The organism is Citrobacter sp. MGH104 (assembly GCF_001034485.1).
Taxonomy (GTDB): domain Bacteria; phylum Pseudomonadota; class Gammaproteobacteria; order Enterobacterales; family Enterobacteriaceae; genus Citrobacter; species Citrobacter freundii.
Map to the genome: position 1 here is coordinate 3,525,453 of NZ_KQ089818.1, position 18,474 is coordinate 3,543,926.

Here is an 18,474-nt window from a genome sequence, read left to right on the forward strand (position 1 = left end):
CGCCCTGGCTGGAGCTGATTTTCTGGCTGGCCGACCGCTGGGGCGAGCCTGACCCGTCCAAAATTGCGGCGCTTCCGGCAGACACGCTTTTCCACTGGCGTGCTTTCTTCATCAAACAGGGCATTTTCAAAAAGCCTTCGCCAGAAGGTTCTGACAATAACCCGCCCCCTGTTAAATCACCCGCAGCAGCGAACCAGAGTCTGGATGCGCAGTGTGCGGCAGTCATGAAGGTATTAATGTAATGGGTGACGTTGCCTCTCTTGCCGTTGGGCTGCATCTGAATGCAGCGAACTTTAAATCGCAGCTGATGAGCGCCTACGGCAGCGCTGAGAGTCAGTCACGCCAGTTTAACCGCAATGCCCAGGCTGATGCGAAAAAGACAGAGGATGCCTATAAGCGTGTTTCTGCTTCGGTATCGGGGCTGGTTGGCCGGCTGGCAGGTTTTGCCGGAGCGGGGTTATCGCTGGGCACTATTATCAGCACCACGCGGCAATACAGCCAGTCGTTGTCGGATTTGCAGGCCATCACCGGTGCCACCAGTGCGCAGATGAAACTGTACGATCAGGCGGCGCAGGAAATGGGCCGCACAACGGAATACAGCGCATCACAGGCTGCTGAGGCCATTAAGCTGATGGCATCGGCAAAGCCTGAACTGCTGAGTACCTCTGCGGGGCTGACGGCGGCGACCAAAAGCGCGTTAACGCTGGCCCAGGCGGCAGGGACGACGCTTCCGGATGCCACCCGAACGCTGGCGCTGTCGTTAAACCAGTTTGGTGCGGGAGCCAGTGAAGCCGACCGGTATATCAACGTGCTGGCTGCTGGCGCGAAATTTGGCTCATCGGAGATAGCCGATACTGCTGCCGCGATTAAAAATGGCGGGGTGGCAGCGGCACAGGCTGGCGTGGGTTTTGAAACCCTCAATGCTGCCATACAGGTACTGGCAGAGCGCGAGGTGAAAGGCGGCGAGGCCGGGACCGCGCTGCGTAACGTGATCCTGAATCTGGAGAAGGGAACCGATAAAACCCTGAAGCCTTCTGTTGTCGGGCTGAGCCAGGCGCTGGAGAACCTGGCGGGAAAAAACCTGTCAACCAGGCAGGCCGTAAAGCTGTTCGGGGTGGAAAACCTCAGCGCGGCATCCATCCTGGTGCAGAACCGCGAAAAGGTGGAGTCGCTGACCGCCGCCCTGACCGGTACGCAGACCGCGCATGAGCAGGCCGAAATCAGGGTAAATAACCTGAACGGCGATCTTCTCAGCCTGACTTCGGCTTTTGAAGGTCTGATTATTAAGGTAGGACAGAGCGGAAACGGTCCGCTGCGCAGTGGTGTTCAGACCGTTACCGATGCCATTAATGGCCTGACGGATAATTTTAATACGGTCGCTAACGTTGCGCTGTATACGCTGATTCCTGTTCTGGCGACAAAACTGACGGCAGGTATCAGGGGGAACATCGGTGCCTGGGTTGAGCAGCAGCAGGCAGTCAGGGCCAGCGCGATGGCGCAGGCCGATATGGCGCGGAAAACGCTGGAAAGTACCGCTGCCACGCTGGCGCAGAATAACGCAGAATTCGGGCGTTATCGGGAAATGGAGAAAAGCGCCAGGCAATTTGGCCTTAACGTGAGTTACCAGAGCGAGTTTAACCGCTTAATTCGCCAGGAAACCGAGCAGACACTGCTCTGTACCCAGGCAAAGAGCCAGCTGAATGCAGCCAATAAACAGCTTTCCGTTTCAGCCCGCGCAGCCTCTGCAGCGGTAGGTATGGCCAGAGGGGCGCTGGCACTGGTGGGCGGTCCTGTGGGCGCAGCGATGCTGGCCGGTTCGGCGCTGCTCTATTTCCATAATCAGGCGAAGAACGCCCGCCAGTCGGCGATTGACCTGAAAAATGCTGTTGTTGAAACGAATGAAGAACTCAAAAAACTGTCGCTTAACCAGCTCAACGTGAAGCAGCTGGACATTGATGAACAGTTTGAGAATCAGGTTATTCAGCGAAATAAACTGATTAAGCAAATTCAGGATGCAGACAGCCGTATCGATGTTCTTAGTGGCGTTGACATTTTTGGTCAACTTAAAGGCGTACAGAACGATAAAACCCGCTACAAAGGGGATCTGGATGCCGTTGAGCAGGGGTTAAAACTCCTCAAAGAACGGCAAAAGATTGTCAGAGAGGCGATAGAACAGGCTAAATCAGGGAAAACCGATCCCACGCCGAAGCCGGATAAACCAGGGAATGAAACAGGGAGCGATAAACCTGATACCCCTTGGACCGGAGAAGGCGGGGATACAGGTAAGGGGCAAAAGGCGAAGGTTAACCAGTATGAGCAAGTGCGGCGTGAAATCGAAGCGGCGCATGCCTCCAGTCTCGGACGAATCAGCCTGCAGGAGCAGGAAAGCGCCAGAAAACTCCTTGAAGCCGCCCGCGCTGACGGAGCCAGCGAGGCCGATATTCAGAAGACGCTGCTGCTGAATGCTGAAAACTATCAGAAACAGCGCCTCGAACTGGCAGAACAGTATGCGCCAGCCAGAGCAACTCTTACGAAAGAGCGCGAAGCGAGCCAGGAGCTGAAGTCGCTCCTAGATGCCCGTCTTCTGGATGAAAAGGAATACCAGACGGCCAGAATCACGCTGGCACAAAGTACGGCCCGCGAACTGTTACAGGCACAGGCAGCGGCAATGTCTGCCCCTCTGATTGATATCGCCGGGACGGTTGATCCGCTGGCAGAACTGCGCAATCAACTGGCCGAACGTCAGTCACTGCTGCAGGCGTTTTACCAGAATGATGCAATCAACAAAGAGCAGTACGAACTGCTGAAGCAAAAGGCGGATAAAGATTCCGCTGATGCGCAGTACCAGACGGCGGTGGAGCTGTATAAGTCGCAGGGAAACCTGAACAGCCTCGCTATTGGCATGTTAGAGACCACCCAGGAGCGTTCCACCAACATGCTGACCGGCATGCTGGTAAACACCCAATCACTCCGGGACGGGATGATTGGGTTATTTTCCTCCCTGACTCAGTCGGTGATTAAAAACCTTGTCGATATGGCAACGCAGGCGCTGATTACCAACACCATCCTGAAATCCATTATGGGCATCGGCGGCAGTCTTTTTGGCGGCGCAGCCAGCGCGAGTACCGGCACGGCCATCAGCAGTTTTGGCAGCAGTTTTAGTTTTAACGAGAAAGGCGGTGTTTATGATTCACCTTCATTAAGTGCCTACAGTAACGGCATCTATGACAGCCCGACCCTGTTTGCTTTTGCAAAGGGGGCAGGCGTGTTTGGTGAAGCAGGTCCGGAAGCCATTATGCCTCTGGCAAAAACGACTGACGGTACGCTGGGTGTCAGGGCGCTGGGTGACCCGGGTTCCTCTGGTGGTGGTATGAATGGTGGGATTGTTTATTCACCTGAGTATCACATTACCATTCAGAATGACGGGCAAAACGGGCAGATAGGGCCGCAGGCATCGCAGATGCTGGTCAAAATGGTCGACACGCGTGTCATGAGTATCCTGAGAACTCAGGGCCGCGATGGCGGCATGCTGGCGGGAGGATAAGTGAAAACCTTTCATTGGGCACCCAGGGAGGGGATGCAGTCTTCTGTTTCCCCTTCGGTGACAACCATTAAATTTGGGGATGGCTATGAGCAACGTCGCCCGACCGGACTTAACCATCAGTTAATTAATTTCCAGCCTGTTTTCCGTATCACGTCGGACAATTCCCGCACCGCACTTGAAGCGTTTCTGGCGGAGCACGGAGGATATAAAGCCTTTCTGTGGCGACCGCCAAAATACAACCGCACGATTAAAGTTGTCTGCCGGGAATGGTCTGTTACGGACAACGTCACGTATTCTGATTTCAGCTGTAAATTTGAGCAGGTTATTGCTTAAGGATCCTTATGCAGGATATTCCTCAGAACACCCTCAACGAAACCACGAAAACCGAGCAGTCTGCCCGTATTGATTTGTGGGAAATCGACCTGACGGCTTTTGGTGGCCAGCGTTACTATTTTTCAAATGAACTGAATGAGAAGGGCGAGCCGGTCACCTGGCAGGGCCGGAAGTATGACGTTTACCCGATACAGGGAACCGGATTCGACCTTGTAGGGAAAGGGACATCTGCCCGACCGACGCTGGCGGTGTCGAACCTGTTTGGCATGGTCACGGGACTCGCAGAAGATGTGCAGAGCCTGGTGGGGGCCACGGTGGTAAGGCGCGTGGTATACGCCCGTTTTCTCGATGCGGTGAACTTTACAGGCGACAATCCGGAGGCCGACCCGGAACAGGAAGTGGTCAGCCGCTGGATGATAGAACAGCTGTCGGAGCTGAAAGCCACCACGGCAACCTTCGTGCTGGCCACACCGACCGAAACGGACGGCAGCGTGTTTCCGGCGCGGATCATGCTGGCTGATGTCTGCAACTGGACCTACCGTTCGCAGGAGTGTGGCTATGCCGGGCCGCCTGTGGCGGATGAGTTTGACAAGCCCACGGCAGACCCGGCAAAAGATGCCTGCAGCAAATGCCGTACCGGCTGCGAGCTGCGTAATAACCTGCCGCGCATCGGCTGCTTCCTCTCCATTAACCGTCTTTCCTGACAGGTACACCCATGAAAAAAACACTCCTGGCGCATGCCGCTGCATGCGCGCCGGCTGAATCGTGCGGCTGGGTGGTGAACACGTCTGCCGGGGTGCGGTATTTTCCCTGCCAGAATCTTTCCGCTGAACCGACCCTGTATTTCCGTATGGATCCGGCAGATTACCTTCATGCACAGGCGGCAGGTGATGTGGTGGCCCTGGTACACAGCCATCCCGATGGTCAGCCGTTTCTCAGCGATGTTGATCGCCGCCTGCAGGTGCAGAGTGGCCTGCCGTGGTGGCTGGTCTGCGATGACCGGATATACAAATTTCGCTGCGTGCCATTCCTCACAGGGCGGGCATTTGAGCATGGCGTGACGGACTGTTACACCCTGTTCCGCGATGCGTACCATCTGGCGGGGATTGAGATGCCGGATTTTGTGCGGAAGGAGGACTGGTGGAAGCAGGGAGATAATCTGTATCTGGATAATCTGGCCGCGACCGGTTTTTACCGGGTGAATGCCACAGAGGCCCAGCCCGGAGACATTCTGATTTGTTGCTTTGGTTCATCGGTTGCCAACCATGCCGCGATTTACTGCGGCAATGGCGAGCTGTTGCACCATATTCCTGATCAGCTCAGTAAACGCGAGAGGTATACCGACAAATGGCAACGCCGCACACACTCGATATGGCGACACCGGGCATGGCTCGAGTCTGCCTTCACGGGGATTTACAACGATTTGGTCGCCGCTTCAGCCTCAGTATAAAAACGGGGGCCGAGGCTATTTACGCGCTGGCCATGCAGGTTCCGGGGTTCCGGCAGAAAATGAATGATGGCTGGTATCAGATACGCATTGCAGGTCTGGATGTGGATGAAACCAGCCTGTCAGCCCGTCTGCATGAGCCGCTGCCGGACGGGGCCATTATTCATATTGTCCCGCGTATGGCAGGGGCAAAATCCGGTGGTCTGTTCCAGGTGGTGCTGGGTGCTGTGGCAATCGGCGCATCATTTTTTACGGCGGGGGGAAGCCTCGCTCTGTGGGGATCCGCGTTATCTGCCGGTGCTATTTCGGCATCCTCGATCCTGTTTTCTATGGGGGCAGCGATGATGCTGGGCGGTGTGGCGCAGATGCTGACGCTGCAGGCAAAAATCCCCTCGTCCAGGCAGACCGATAACGGCAAACAGAACACGTATTTTTCGTCACTGGACAACATGGTGGCACAGGGTAATGCCCTGCCGGTGTTGTACGGTGAAATGCTGGTCGGCTCCCGCACAATTTCCCAGGAAATCAGCACACGGGATGAAGGTGGCGGCGGGCAGGTGGTGATCATCGGTCGCTGACATTATTGCAGCATATTTATATTTGCACAGAACCGCCTCCGGGCGGTTTTTTCGTTTCAGAGGGAACAGATTATGGGTAAGGGTGGTGGCAGCAGTAAAACGCCGCATGAGGCTCCTGACGACCTGAAATCCAGCCAGATGCTGACCGTTGTTGATGCCATCTGCGAGGGACCGATTGAAGGTCCGGTGGACGGGCTGAAAAGTGTCAGAATTAACAAAACGCCGGTCCTCGACAGCGACGGTAATGCGATGGTTCACGGTGTCACTGTGGTTTACCGCGTGGGGGAGGATGAGCAGACCGCGATGGAGGGGTTCGAAGACTCCGGTGCGGAAACCCTGCTGAATGTGGAGGTGAAGAAGTCAGAGCCTGTGACCCGCACCATTACCACTAAAACGCTGGACCGCCTGCGCTTTACCTTTGGTGTGCAGTCGCTGGTCAGTACCAGCACCAAAGGCGATCGTAATCCTTCCAGTGTACAGATACTGATCCAGTTTCGCCGGGATGGCCAGTGGCAGGTGGAACGGGATATCACCATTACGGGGAAAACGACCACGCAGTTTCTGGCGTCCGTGGTGATTGATAATTTGCCGCCGCGCCCGTTTGAAGTCCGCATGCTGCGTCTCACCGATGACAGCACGTCAGACCTGCTGCAGAACAAAACGGTATGGTCGGGTTATACCGAAATCATCGATGTGAAACAGCGCTACCCGAACACCGCCGTTATCGGGGTAAAAGTGGACGCGGAGCAGTTTGGCAGCCAGCAGGTCACGCGAAACTATCTCCTGCGCGGGCGTATCGTACAGGTGCCGTCGAATTATGATCCGGTAAAACGGACGTATTCCGGGCTGTGGGACGGGACGTTTAAACCCGCCTGGACAGACAATCCGGCCTGGTGTGTGCTGGATATGCTGACCCACCCGCGCTATGGCATGGGAAGTCGCATTGGTGTTGCCGATGTGGACAAGTGGGCGCTGTACGCCATCGCGCAATATTGTGATCAGTCCGTACCGGATGGCTTCGGCGGGACAGAGCCGCGCATCACCTGCAATGCGTATCTGACGGACCAGCGTAAGGCGTGGGACGTGCTGGGGGATTTCTGTTCCCTGATGCGCTGCATGCCGGTCTGGAACGGCAGTACCCTGACGTTTGTGCAGGACCGCCCCGCAGATAAAGTCTGGACCTATACGCAGAGTAATGTGGTGATGCCTGCTGACGGTGCGCCGTTCGTCTACAGCTTCAGCGCCCTGAAAGAGCGCCACAATGCCGCTGAGGTCCGTTACACCGACCCGGACAACGGCTGGGAAACATCCACCGAACTGGTGGAAAACGATGCTGCCATCCGGCGCTACGGTCGCAACGTGCTGAAGATGGATGCATTCGCCTGTACCAGCCGGGGGCAGGCGCACCGCGCCGGACTGTGGGCTATCACCACCGAATTGCTGGAAACGCAGACGGTGGATTTTTCCGTAGGGGCTGAGGGGCTGCGACATGTACCCGGCGATATCATCGAGGTCTGCGACAGTGATTATGCCGGCGTGACCGTGGGCGGACGCGTCCTGTCGGTCGACAGCCTGTCCCGGACGCTTACGCTGGACCGTGAGGTGGAGATACCCGCAGGCGGCAATGTGGTGCTGAACCTGGTGGGCAGCGATGGCCAGCCTGTTACCGTCTCGATCACCGCGCACCCCGCCCCGGACCGTGTGACCGTCAGCCAGTTGCCCGAGGGGGGGGCGGCGTACAGCGTGTGGGGGCTGAAACTGCCGACCCTGCGCCAGCGCCTGTTCCGCTGCGTGGCTATACGGGAGAACGATGACGGGACGTATGCCATCACCGCCGTGCAGCATGTTCCGGAGAAAGAGAGCATCGTGGACAACGGGGCGAAGTTTGATCCGTTGCCCGGAACCAGCATCACGAACACACCGCCCGCCGTGCAGCATCTCACCACGGAGATTCTGGCAGAGGACGGGCAGTATCAGGCGCGGGCGCGCTGGGATACGCCGCGCGTGGTGAAAGGCGTTAACTTCTCTCTGCGTCTGACGGTGAAAGCGGAAGATAACAGCGACCGCCTGACCAGCAGCCTGACCCTGAGCGAAACGGAGCACACCTTCCGCAACTTGACGCCGGGGCGTTACACCCTGACGGTCCGGGCAGTGAACAGCCAGGGCCAGCAGGGCGACCCCGCCAGCACGGATTTCAGCATCGCCGCGCCGGCTGTACCGTCTTATGTTGAGCTGACCCCCGGCTATTTCCAGATAACCGCCACCCCGCGCCAGGCGGTATACGACCCTACGGTGCAGTATGAGTTCTGGTTTACGGATACGCAGATTGCCGATATCCGCCAGGTGGAAACCGATGCGTGTTATCTCGGCACGGCGCTGTACTGGATTGCGGCCAGCAGCGGTATCAAACCCGGCAAGGATTATTACTTCTATATCCGGGCTGTGAACCAGGTCGGGAAATCGGCGTTCGTGGAGGCTAAAGGCCAGGCCAGCAATGATGCGGCGGGCTACCTGGATTTCTTCAAAGGGGAAATCACCGAAAGCCACCTGGGGAAAGAACTGCTGGAGAAGGTGGAGCTGACGGAAGACAACGCCAGCCAGCTGGATGAGTTTTCGAAAGAATGGCAGGACGCGAACGGCAAATGGAATGCCATGTGGGGAGTGAAGATAGAGCAGACCGAAGACGGGAAGCACTATGTGGCTGGTCTGGGCCTGAGTATGGAGGACACGGAAGAGGGAAAGGTGAGCCAGTTTCTGGTGGCCGCTGACCGTATCGCGTTTATCAATCCGGCGAATGGCAATGAAACTCCCGCCTTCGTGATGCAGGGTGACCAGATATTTATGAACGAGGTATTCCTCAAATATCTGACAGCGCCGAGCATCACCAGCGGCGGTAACCCGCCGACCTTTATGCTGACACCTGACGGCAAACTGACCGCCCGTAATGCGGATATCAGCGGCCATATCAGCGCGAACTCTGGTGCTCTCAACAATGTGACGATTGAGGAAAACTGCACCATCAAGGGGACGCTCCGGGCCGAGCGCATTCTTGGGGATATTGTTAAGGCAGCGGGCAGGGAGTTTCCTTACTTCCGTATACCCAACACAGGTGAAAAACGGTACGCCAACGGGACGTTGACAGTCGTGATTGACGATGATCAGTCTTTTGACCGACAGGTTTCCATTCCTGCTATTGCCTTTCAGGGAGCAGCGTATGAAAGCCAGACCAGTAATGATGTATGGGATGCCTGTACGCTGATTGTCAGGAAAAACGGGGTGGAGATATACAACCAGACAAGCATAGGTGTACCGGCCGTTTTTTCGCAAACACTGGATATGCCAGCCGGGAGCGGAAGGATGACGCTGAGCTTCAGCGTCAGTACTCGCGGCAACGACAGCGGCTGGCCACATTCCAGAATCAGTGACCTGCTGGTTATTGTGACGAAAAAGTCATCAGCCGGGATAACAATAAGTTAATGACAGAACCGCCTCCGGGCGGTTTTTTTATGGAGGTACTATGCCGGTACTCATATCAGGCATTCTCAGAGATGGTGCGGGAAAACCCGTACAGGACTGCACCATTCAGTTGAGCGCTAAGAAAACCAGCCCGACAGTTGTTGTGGAGGTGGTTTCATCCACTGTCACCGACGCGAGTGGCCACTACAGCATTGAGGCTGAACCGGGTTATTACAGTGTGTCACTGCTGCGGGAAGGTTTTCCTCCCTCCGTGGCCGGTGACATTTACGTGGTTCCGACCGATGCGCCGGATACCCTGAATGCGTTTCTCGATGCGCCGAAGGACGCGGACCTGCGTCCGGAGGTGATGAAACGCTTTGAGGAAATGGTAAACCGCGTAGTGGATTTGAGCGGTGCAACAGAGAAGGATCGAGAACGCGCCGAACAGGCCGCACAGTCAGCGGAACAAAGTAAGGATTCAGCGGTATTGTCTGCAACGGCATCGGCAGAGTCACAGCGGCAGGCGGCACTCTCTGCAGATGCTGCTGATGCGTCAGCCCGCTCAGCTGCCGATAATGCCCGACAGACAGCACAGGATGTTCTGGCCAGTGCAGCGGATGCTGATAGTGCGGCAAAGTCTGCACAGACAGCGACGGAGCAGGCCGGTCAGGCTAAAATCGCCGCTGAGACGGCACAGAAAGCGCAGGAGGAAGTGGGAGTTTCGGCACAGTCTGCTGCGGGAAGTGCCGGCAGCGCAGCAGCGTCAGCACAAACAGCAGGTGAGCATGCCGGCAATGCAGCCGCATCTGAAGCCTCAGCGCGTGAAAGCGCCCTCACGGCCACGCAGGCTGCAGAGCAGGGTAATAACAGCGCGGCAGCTGCGGCTCTGAGTGAACAGCATGCCAGAGAGTCCGGCGAAAAGGCTGCTAAATCAGAGGCTGCGGCATCAGCCAGTGCTAAATCGGCATCTTCAAGTGAAGCATCAGCCCTGCAGTCAGCCGAAACGGCTGAGAATCAGAAAAATGCAGCCACTGAGAGTGCCAACCGCGCAGAACAGGCCAAAGATGATGCGTTGACTTCCCGGAACGAGGCAGTGGAAGCCGCTGAAACAGCTGCGACAGACGCTGCAGAGAAAGCTGCCGGCAAGGTTTCGGCGCAACTGAAAGCTGCTGTAGCCGATGATACTCAGCGCGCGGAAGCCGCGATGACTGGTGCTGAAAGTGCAGTTGAAGCCTCACAGGGATATCGTGATGAAGCGAGGGATATTGCTGAAAGTCTGAAGCTGGGAGATGCCAGCACAACGCAGAAAGGGCTTGTGCAGTTAAGCAGCGATGACGACAGCGACAGTGAAGCCCTTGCAGCGACACCGAAAGCCGTTAAAAAAGTCAAAGATCTGACGAACCTAAAAGCCCCGCTGGACAGCCCTGAACTGACGGGAACGCCAATCACTCCCACTCCACCACTGACCATTAACAACCAACAAATTGTTAATGCTGAGTTTGTTCACGCAGCTGTTGCAGCGCTGGTTGGCTCATCCCCGGAAGCCCTGGACACCCTGGCTGAGTTAGCTAATGCATTAAACAATGATCCCAACTTTGCAACGACGATACTTAATGCGTTAGCGGGTAAGCAACCCCTTGATGGTACGTTGACAAATCTGAGTGGAAAAGATGTAGCAGGTCTTCTCCAATACTTTGGTTTAGTAGAAACGATAAATCGCGCTGCCGGATCGCTGCAAAAAAAACAGAATGGCGCGGATGTACCACAACCTGACTGGTTTGTAAGAAACATCGGAGCTGCACGTGCTTTCAGCGGAACGGTAAGCATTGGTGGGGGCGGTAACTGGACAACAGCGGAGTTTATCGTCTGGCTCGAATCCCAGGGGGTGTTTAACCATCCGTATTGGGTATGTAAAGGTTCCTGGTCATACGCAGATAACAGGGTGATTACTGATACCGGGTGCGGGAATATCAGTCTTGCTGGTTCAGTAGTTGAGGTTATGGGAGTGCGTGGCGCGATGACTATTCGTGTCACCACGCCAACTACCACCGCAGGAAATGGAACGCCCTCTGCCCAGTTTACCTACCTCAATCATGGCGATGGTTACCTGCCAGGCTGGCGCAGGGATTTTAACACGGCAAATCCTCCTTATGAGTATTACCCCGTAGGCGCCCCCATACCATGGCCTTCGGATATACCGCCTGCAAACCATGTGCTTATGCAGGGGCAGGCGTTTAATAAATCTGCCTACCCATTACTTGCTGTGGCATATCCAACGGGTGTTATTCCTGATATGCGTGGCCAGATGATTAAGGGCAAACCTGATGGTCGTGCTGTCCTGTCTCAGGAGCTGGACGGCATTAAGTCACACGACCACGGCGCAACGGTCGCAGCTACCGACCTCGGAAACCGCGATACAACGGGATTTGATTACGGTAATAAATCTGTTTCGGCTTTTGACTATGGCACGAAATCAACAAACAGCGGAGGCGAACACGCCCACTCGTTAGATGTTTATTTTCTCAACACCTCCCAGCAGGCAGCGAAAGTCGGTGCCGGTGGTCAGTGGGCTGGCGGGGTGGGAACTCAGGGAACTTATGCAGGTGGGGCGCATGCTCATTCTGTTGGTATTGGTGCGCACGACCACATTGTAGGAATCGGAGCGCATGCCCACTCTGTCTACATTGGTGCGCACAGCCACGGCGTGACCGTTTCGCCGTCTGGTCATGCAGAAAACACCGTAAAAAATACCGCATTTAATTATTTAGTGAGGCTTGCATAATGGCTTTTAAAATGACTGATTCAAACCGGGTAATTACAATCTATAACCTTTCATCTTCGACGAATGAATTTATCGGTCAGGGTGATGGTTATATTCCGGCAAATACCGGATTGCCTGCTTTCAGTACAGATATTGCCCCACCGTCAGCACCGGAGGGATTTATTGCAGTATTTAATTCTGATTCTACTAAATGGTCACTGGTTGAAGACCATCGCGGGAAAATTGTCTACAGCATCCACTCGGGGGAAGCAACCACAATTAATCAGTTAGGCGCACTACCGGATGATGTTGTTTCCATTGCGCCCGAAGGCCATTTTGTTAAATGGGATGGAAAAAAATGGGTGCATGATGCTGACGCAGAAAAAACAGCGCAGATTACGCAGGCGACACAGCAAAAAGAAAGCCTTCTTGCTCTGGCAGCTTCAAAAATCGCACCTTTACAGGATGCAGTTGATCTGGATATTGCAACTAAAGCGGAAGTGGAACTTTTACTGGCGTGGAAAAAATGCCGTGTCTTGCTTAATCGAGTAGATACCTCAAAGCCGGAATGGCCCCCACTCCCGGATACTAAAGCCAGTTGATAAGGTGCCACCGCTTCGTCGTATGCAAGAACGGGCGGCGGCGAACTGGCGAACGTTCGATAGTGCGAATATTGAATGATTTCGAGTCGCGGTGAATTGTATGCAAGTGTACTAACTCAGATTCAAACCGACAGTCCGCTTTGAGCGAGGAGCAGAAGTTCGTAATCCCTTTAGACAATCCTCCAGGGAGGTTATGATAAAAGATACAGCCATAAAGCATAAAGGGAGTGGACATGACATTGTTTGAGGAATGTAAGGAACTGCTCAAGACAGATTTTAATGTTGTGGAAGGGGATGATTTGAGCGCGATAATGGATATTTTTCATCAATATCCATGGCATAGCGGTAATCTCAGATGGTCGGAAATGGACTTCAGCGATTATGAACTTAGTCATGATATGTTTAACGGGGGCGGTTTAGGCAATGAAACTGTATTTGTCATAGCGGATGATGCGAATGTACCCGTGTTCAGAACCCATCTACAACTCATTGTCGATAATATCTACGACGTCATCGCCATATCACCTAACCTATTTATTTTTAATGATAAAATAATGATTAAACCTTTATTCCCTCATAATTATATACGGTTTGGTCTGCGAAAGTGATGAGCAGAAATACTGACCAGCTCCCCGTTGTTCAACTAAGACTTGTTATTGACAACCTCCGCTAATGGCACACAGCGGACTGTCAGATTAGGTTTCGCTCTGTGCCATAAGAGTGCCAGATCAGGTATGAATTAATACAATTTAAGCAATATGGCCGTTCAAGGCGTTTAATCTGAAAACAGCCACATATCAGCCTCTTCAGACATATCCTCCAGCATACGGTTCAGCTTTTCCTGGTCGCATTTGCTGACATCGCTATTCAAACCGTTAATCTGCATTAGTTCAACCTTAGAATCTGCATCAGGGAGAATCTGGCACACTCGCTTCGTTAGTTCGGGCAAAATGAGCTGTCTGGCACCAACTCAACCTTCAACATGTCCGTTGTCGTAAACCAGTTCAATGAACATAACCCCTCTCATTGATATTATTTAAGTACAGGCCTTCCCCTTTTGTGGTGGCGACTTTTAACCAGCTATTCTTTTTCTGAAAAATACCACGCGTTCGGTTTCTTCAAAGCCTAAAGCCTGATGCATTTGATAGGATATATGGTTATCTAAAGACGCATCGCTTGCCATCTCGGTGCAACCTTTCGCCACTCCCCAATCCTGTACGGCTGCAACCAGTAGTTTGGCAACGCCATGGCCTCTCTGCTCAGGAATAACAAAAATCCCTTCAAGATAAACCACCGGACTGCTTTCACAACCATTCACATAATCATGGCGAACCGCGGCATCGGCAAACGCTATTGCCTGACTCTGGTTATTTAGTGCCAGGAATGAAACATATTTATCGGGACAAGATAAAATGTGTTGGCCATCCAGAATATGATTTTCATAGCTATGGTCTGGCCATAGCTGACTTCGAAGCCCAACCCACATGCTCAAAGAAGCTTCATCCATTAGTCGAATTTGCAAGGTACACTCCCATCAGCCATAACGAAGTTCGAAACAAAATCATGCCTGTAACCACTATTTAGTCTCAAAAAAGCACTCTCATCAATCTTTATATTTTAAGTTGGTATTTTCTTAACCTGTTTTTCCTCCCAGTGGGATTCTACAAAACTCCTGATGCAGGATATCTTCCGGCCTCTGCAAGGACAGTCAGTGGAAGTGTGATGTTACACTACGGGAGGCTGATCATGGCGTACTGAAAAGGTTTTCCACTATGCTCGGGGAAGCCCCTTAAATAGGGGCAAATTTGGGGGCAAAAATCAGTTAGGGGCATGGTTTGGGGCGATGAAATGACCCATATTGACCGAGATTGTCCAAAACGATTTTTTATTAACTGCTTGATTTTATGGTGATTAACTGTATTTTCTGAATTTTTAAAATCAATTTTATAGTCTAACGCTGATTATGTGGCTGTGGGGATAAACATTTAATAAACCGGGGGAAGGGATAATGTAGCGGGTGATAAAAAGCCGGAATCGCTTACGCTTATCCGGCTTCTGTTCAGCATCTGGGGAGTTGCTGATTACTTCAGTTCATCAACCATGGTGATGGCGCGACCAATATAATTGGCAGGCGTCATTGCTTTCAGGCGAGTTTTCTCTTCTTCCGGCAGTGCCAGACCATCGATAAACTGCTTCATACCTTCGGCGTCAACGCGCTTGCCGCGGGTCAGTTCTTTCAACTTCTCATATGGCTTCTCAATACCGTAGCGACGCATCACGGTCTGAATCGGCTCTGCCAGAACTTCCCAGTTATGATCCAGTTCATCCAGCAGATGATCGCGGTTCACTTCCAGTTTGCTCACGCCCTTCAGCGTGGACTGATAGGCGATCAGCGCATAGCCGATACCCACACCCAGGTTACGCAGAACGGTAGAGTCTGTCAGATCACGCTGCCAGCGGGAAACCGGCAGTTTACTCGCCAGGTGCTGCAGAACCGCATTGGACAGACCCAGATTACCTTCGGAGTTTTCGAAGTCGATGGGGTTAACTTTATGCGGCATGGTGGAAGAACCGATTTCACCCGCGACAGTTTTCTGCTTGAAGTGACCCAATGCAATGTAACCCCAGACGTCGCGATCGAAATCGATCAGAATGGTGTTAAAGCGGGCGATGCAATCAAACAGCTCGGCAATGTAGTCGTGCGGCTCAATCTGCGTGGTGTAGGGGTTCCACTGGATACCCAGCGAGGTGACGAACTCTTCGCTAAACTGATGCCAGTCTACTTCCGGGTAAGCGGCAATGTGGGCGTTATAGTTACCCACGGCACCGTTGATTTTACCAAGAATTTCAACCTGGTTGAGCTGGCGATACTGACGCTCCATGCGGTACGCCACGTTTGCCATCTCTTTGCCCATTGTTGATGGGGTGGCAGGTTGGCCGTGAGTACGGGAGAGCAGAGGAATATCGCGATATTCAACTGAAAGCGCGGTGATGCCATCAATCAGTTGACGCCAGTACGGCAGAACCACTTCGTCGCGTGCGGTTTTCAGCATCAGCGCGTGAGACAGGTTGTTGATGTCTTCTGAGGTGCATGCGAAGTGGATAAACTCGGAAACGGCGTGCAGTTCCGGGATATCCGCCACTTTTTCTTTCAGGAAATACTCAACTGCCTTCACGTCATGGTTGGTCGTACGCTCAATGGTTTTGATACGCGCAGCATCTTCTTCATTGAAGTTAGCGACGATCGCATCAAGGTAACCGATTGCGTCGGCAGCAAAAGCAGGAACTTCCTTGATCGCTGCGTGCGCGGCCAATTTTTGCAGCCAGCGTACTTCAACCTGTACGCGGAATTTCAGCAAACCGTATTCGCTGAAAATCCCGCGCAGCGCGCTGACTTTTTCGCCGTAGCGTCCATCGACAGGGGAAACGGCGGTCAGTGAGGATAATTCCATAGATCACAACTCCGGGGTTAAATGAGCAAGAATTTGTTTTGCCTGAGTCGTCAGGCGATTACGAGAAAACATGAGTTGCAGACGGCCTCCACCAACCTGATGCCAGAGCACGGCAGCACGGATGCCAGCCAGCAGCGAAGCGCGTACTTTAGCCTGAACCTGCGGGCTCTGGAGGATGGCCGGGGAACCCGTGACCTGAATACGCGGGCCGAGTGGGCTGATGACGTCAACATAAATGCCAGCCATCGCACTCATCAACGTTTCTGACTGCAAATCAAAATGGTCCAGCTGGCGCTGCAAGCCGCTGATACGATCTCCCAGCGTGTCCATAGCGCCCTTGGCCGCTGACAGCTTACGCTCCAGCACCATCAGGCTTAGCGTGTAACGAGTGAGTTCAGCGTTCAGTCCCTGGCGACTGCTGGCGTTCAGTACGCCGAGCATTGTTTCCAGCCCCAAACGCAGGTTGGCCTCGCTGCCGCCAAACACGCCCAGCGTAGAGCTGGGATTCATGTCGATGACACTGTTCAGTGAAACGTGTAATGCATCGGCATCACAATGCCCCTGGTGCGCCAGTTCCTGCACCAGGCGTGCCGACTGGCAAATGCCTGCCAGGGCGAGGGTGATGTCATAATAATTCTTTGCCACGTTCACTGCTTCCTTGTATCAAATGTGTAAGTAATTATACCGGCAGAGGCAATCGTTGTTCGATAATGCCGCCGCCGAGGCACACTTCGCCATTGTAAAAGACAGCCGACTGACCCGGCGTAACCGCCGCGACTGGCTCGTCGAAAATGACTTCAATACGCTCAGCATCCAGTGCCTTAACGGTGCACGGAATGTCGGTCTGACGATAGCGGGTTTTCACCGTACAGCGCATGGTACCAGTGAACGGTTCGCGATCGACCCAATGCAGCTGTTGCGCCACCAGGCCAACAGACATCAGACGTGGATGTTCATGACCCTGAGCGACAACCAGAATGTTGTTCTCAACGTCTTTATCCACTACATACCATGGATCTTCTGTCCCTTCTTTCGTTCCGCCAATACCCAGACCTTTACGCTGACCCAGAGTGTGGTACATCAGCCCCTGATGCTGGCCAATCTCTTCACCATCAACGGTGATGATTTTGCCTGGCTGAGCCGGCAGGTAGCGACCAAGAAACTCGCGGAACTTACGTTCGCCAATGAAGCAGATGCCGGTGGAGTCTTTTTTCTTGGCCGTAATCAGACCAAGGTCTTCGGCAATTTTACGCACCTGCGGTTTTTCCAGTTCACCGACCGGGAACAGGCTTTGCGCGATTTGCTCATGGCCGAGCGTATAGAGGAAATAACTTTGGTCTTTATTACCATCGAGCCCACGCAGCAGTCGGCTTTTGCCGTCGACATCTGCGCGACGCACGTAGTGACCGGTGGCGATGTAATCGGCACCTAAATCTTCGGCGGCAAACTCAAGGAAGGCTTTAAACTTAATTTCTTTATTGCACAGAATATCCGGGTTCGGCGTACGACCCGCTTTGTACTCTTCAAGGAACAGTTCAAAGACGTTGTCCCAGTATTCTGCGGCAAAGTTGACGGTATGCAGTTCAATGCCGAGTTTGTCACAAACAGCCTGTGCATCCGCAAGGTCGGCGGCCGCTGTGCAGTATTCCTCGCCATCGTCCTCTTCCCAGTTCTTCATGAACAGGCCTTCTACCTGATAGCCCTGTTGTTGTAACAGCCAGGCAGAAACGGAGGAATCGACACCGCCGGACATGCCGACGATCACTTTTTTTGGGCTTTCAGACATAGGAATACTCACAACATTGAACTTCAAGGCGGCATATTCTAGCACGCAGCCCTTTACTTGACACCCTCTGTAAATGGCCAGTTAAATTCACCGATCATGGACAGCGGGTAGCGCTGGCCGCTCTGATAACAGCGAATACTCTCTGCAACCAACGGCGAACGCAGGTTTGGCGCAGAGAAAATCTCTTCTGCGCTGACCCAACGACAGCAATCAATATCGCTGTCATGGGGTTCAGTAGCGCACATATTGGCAAGCTCGATAGCGAAAAGAAAACGCAAAAAGGGCGTTCTGTCCGGTGCAATCCATTGATGCATACGAACAAAATGCTGTGGCTGTGCTTTAATGCCCGTTTCTTCCCATAGTTCGCGTGCTGCGGCTTGCTCCAGCGTTTCGTCGGCTTCCAGGTGTCCTGCGGGTTGATTCCACAAGGCTTTGCCATTGATCGTTTCTTCAACGACCAAGAATTTATCTTCTGCATGCACAATGCAGGCGACCGTGACGTGCGGTTTGAACAT

General features: G+C 53.5%; 14 protein-coding genes and 1 pseudogene. 9 read left to right on the forward strand and 6 right to left on the reverse strand.

The features are described 5' to 3' along the window. Positions 1–241: 241 nt before the first annotated feature. The 9 genes from SK34_RS16620 to SK34_RS16660 all read left to right on the forward strand — a co-directional run bounded on the left by SK34_RS16620 (position 242) and on the right by SK34_RS16660 (position 13,329). Positions 242–3,544 (forward strand): phage tail tape measure protein, encoded by a 3,303-nt coding sequence (locus SK34_RS16620; RefSeq protein ID WP_048233842.1) that lies wholly within the window; start codon positions 242–244, stop codon positions 3,542–3,544. Beyond that, positions 3,545–3,877, forward strand: coding sequence for a phage tail protein (locus tag SK34_RS16625; protein ID WP_032949490.1), 333 nt, complete (start codon positions 3,545–3,547; stop codon positions 3,875–3,877). It abuts the gene before it with no gap. A gap of 8 nt (positions 3,878–3,885) precedes the next feature. Next, on the forward strand, positions 3,886–4,581 hold the full coding sequence (locus SK34_RS16630; RefSeq protein ID WP_048233543.1) for a phage minor tail protein L: 696 nt from the start codon (positions 3,886–3,888) through the stop codon (positions 4,579–4,581). A gap of 11 nt (positions 4,582–4,592) precedes the next feature. Next, positions 4,593–5,327 (forward strand): C40 family peptidase, encoded by a 735-nt coding sequence (locus tag SK34_RS16635; protein ID WP_048233544.1) that lies wholly within the window; start codon positions 4,593–4,595, stop codon positions 5,325–5,327. Further along, positions 5,225–5,902: a tail assembly protein gene (locus tag SK34_RS16640; protein ID WP_075262644.1), complete on the forward strand. Its 678-nt coding sequence runs from the start codon at positions 5,225–5,227 to the stop codon at positions 5,900–5,902. Before SK34_RS16635 ends, SK34_RS16640 begins: the two co-directional genes overlap by 103 nt. Positions 5,903–5,974: 72 nt before the next feature. Next, positions 5,975–9,379 carry a phage attachment tail tip protein J gene (gene gpJ, locus SK34_RS16645; RefSeq protein WP_048233545.1) on the forward strand — a complete coding sequence of 1,135 codons (3,405 nt, stop codon included), beginning with the start codon at positions 5,975–5,977 and terminating at the stop codon, positions 9,377–9,379. Positions 9,380–9,419: 40 nt separating this feature from the next. Then, on the forward strand, positions 9,420–12,140 hold the full coding sequence (locus SK34_RS16650; RefSeq protein ID WP_048233547.1) for a phage tail protein: 2,721 nt from the start codon (positions 9,420–9,422) through the stop codon (positions 12,138–12,140). Then, positions 12,140–12,721, forward strand: a complete 582-nt coding sequence (locus tag SK34_RS16655; RefSeq protein WP_048233548.1) for a tail fiber assembly protein — start codon at positions 12,140–12,142, stop codon at positions 12,719–12,721. The genes SK34_RS16650 and SK34_RS16655 overlap by 1 nt, the downstream gene beginning before the upstream one ends. 233 nt (positions 12,722–12,954) lie before the next feature. Continuing rightward, positions 12,955–13,329: a CDI toxin immunity protein gene (locus tag SK34_RS16660; RefSeq protein WP_016150400.1), complete on the forward strand. Its 375-nt coding sequence runs from the start codon at positions 12,955–12,957 to the stop codon at positions 13,327–13,329. Positions 13,330–13,496: 167 nt separating this feature from the next. Here SK34_RS16660 and SK34_RS16665 read toward each other — a convergent pair. The 6 genes and pseudogenes from SK34_RS16665 to SK34_RS16690 form a co-directional block, all read right to left on the reverse strand. Continuing rightward, positions 13,497–13,676, reverse strand: a pseudogene (locus SK34_RS16665) (DinI-like family protein); the annotation flags it as partial. Positions 13,677–13,793: 117 nt separating this feature from the next. Then, entirely contained in the window at positions 13,794–14,243 is a 450-nt protein-coding gene (gene aac(6')-If, locus SK34_RS16670) for an aminoglycoside N-acetyltransferase AAC(6')-If (RefSeq protein ID WP_048233550.1), read from the reverse strand. Positions 14,244–14,802: 559 nt separating this feature from the next. Then, positions 14,803–16,173, reverse strand: coding sequence for an adenylosuccinate lyase (gene purB, locus SK34_RS16675; RefSeq protein ID WP_048233552.1), 1,371 nt, complete (start codon positions 16,171–16,173; stop codon positions 14,803–14,805). Positions 16,174–16,176: 3 nt separating this feature from the next. Next, positions 16,177–16,818 (reverse strand): high frequency lysogenization protein HflD, encoded by a 642-nt coding sequence (hflD, locus tag SK34_RS16680; protein ID WP_003841885.1) that lies wholly within the window; start codon positions 16,816–16,818, stop codon positions 16,177–16,179. Between the two features lie 34 nt (positions 16,819–16,852). Beyond that, positions 16,853–17,959: a tRNA 2-thiouridine(34) synthase MnmA gene (gene mnmA / locus SK34_RS16685; protein ID WP_003832402.1), complete on the reverse strand. Its 1,107-nt coding sequence runs from the start codon at positions 17,957–17,959 to the stop codon at positions 16,853–16,855. A 53-nt stretch (positions 17,960–18,012) separates the two neighbouring features. Then, on the reverse strand, positions 18,013–18,474 hold the full coding sequence (locus SK34_RS16690) for an NUDIX hydrolase (protein WP_048233554.1): 462 nt from the start codon (positions 18,472–18,474) through the stop codon (positions 18,013–18,015).

Excerpts from the sequence above, each read along its gene's own strand:
- SK34_RS16620 (WP_048233842.1), top strand. The coding sequence starts at position 242 with ATGGGTGACGTTGCCTCTCTTGCCGTTGGGCTGCATCTGAATGCAGCG.
- SK34_RS16630 (WP_048233543.1), top strand. The coding sequence starts at position 3,886 with ATGCAGGATATTCCTCAGAACACCCTCAACGAAACCACGAAAACCGAG.
- SK34_RS16635 (WP_048233544.1), top strand. The coding sequence starts at position 4,593 with ATGAAAAAAACACTCCTGGCGCATGCCGCTGCATGCGCGCCGGCTGAA.
- SK34_RS16640 (WP_075262644.1), top strand. The coding sequence starts at position 5,225 with ATGGCAACGCCGCACACACTCGATATGGCGACACCGGGCATGGCTCGA.
- gpJ (WP_048233545.1), top strand. The coding sequence starts at position 5,975 with ATGGGTAAGGGTGGTGGCAGCAGTAAAACGCCGCATGAGGCTCCTGAC.
- SK34_RS16650 (WP_048233547.1), top strand. The coding sequence starts at position 9,420 with ATGCCGGTACTCATATCAGGCATTCTCAGAGATGGTGCGGGAAAACCC.
- SK34_RS16655 (WP_048233548.1), top strand. The coding sequence starts at position 12,140 with ATGGCTTTTAAAATGACTGATTCAAACCGGGTAATTACAATCTATAAC.
- SK34_RS16660 (WP_016150400.1), top strand. The coding sequence starts at position 12,955 with ATGACATTGTTTGAGGAATGTAAGGAACTGCTCAAGACAGATTTTAAT.
- purB (WP_048233552.1), bottom strand. The coding sequence starts at position 16,173 with ATGGAATTATCCTCACTGACCGCCGTTTCCCCTGTCGATGGACGCTAC.
- mnmA (WP_003832402.1), bottom strand. The coding sequence starts at position 17,959 with ATGTCTGAAAGCCCAAAAAAAGTGATCGTCGGCATGTCCGGCGGTGTC.
- SK34_RS16690 (WP_048233554.1), bottom strand. The coding sequence starts at position 18,474 with ATGTTCAAACCGCACGTCACGGTCGCCTGCATTGTGCATGCAGAAGAT.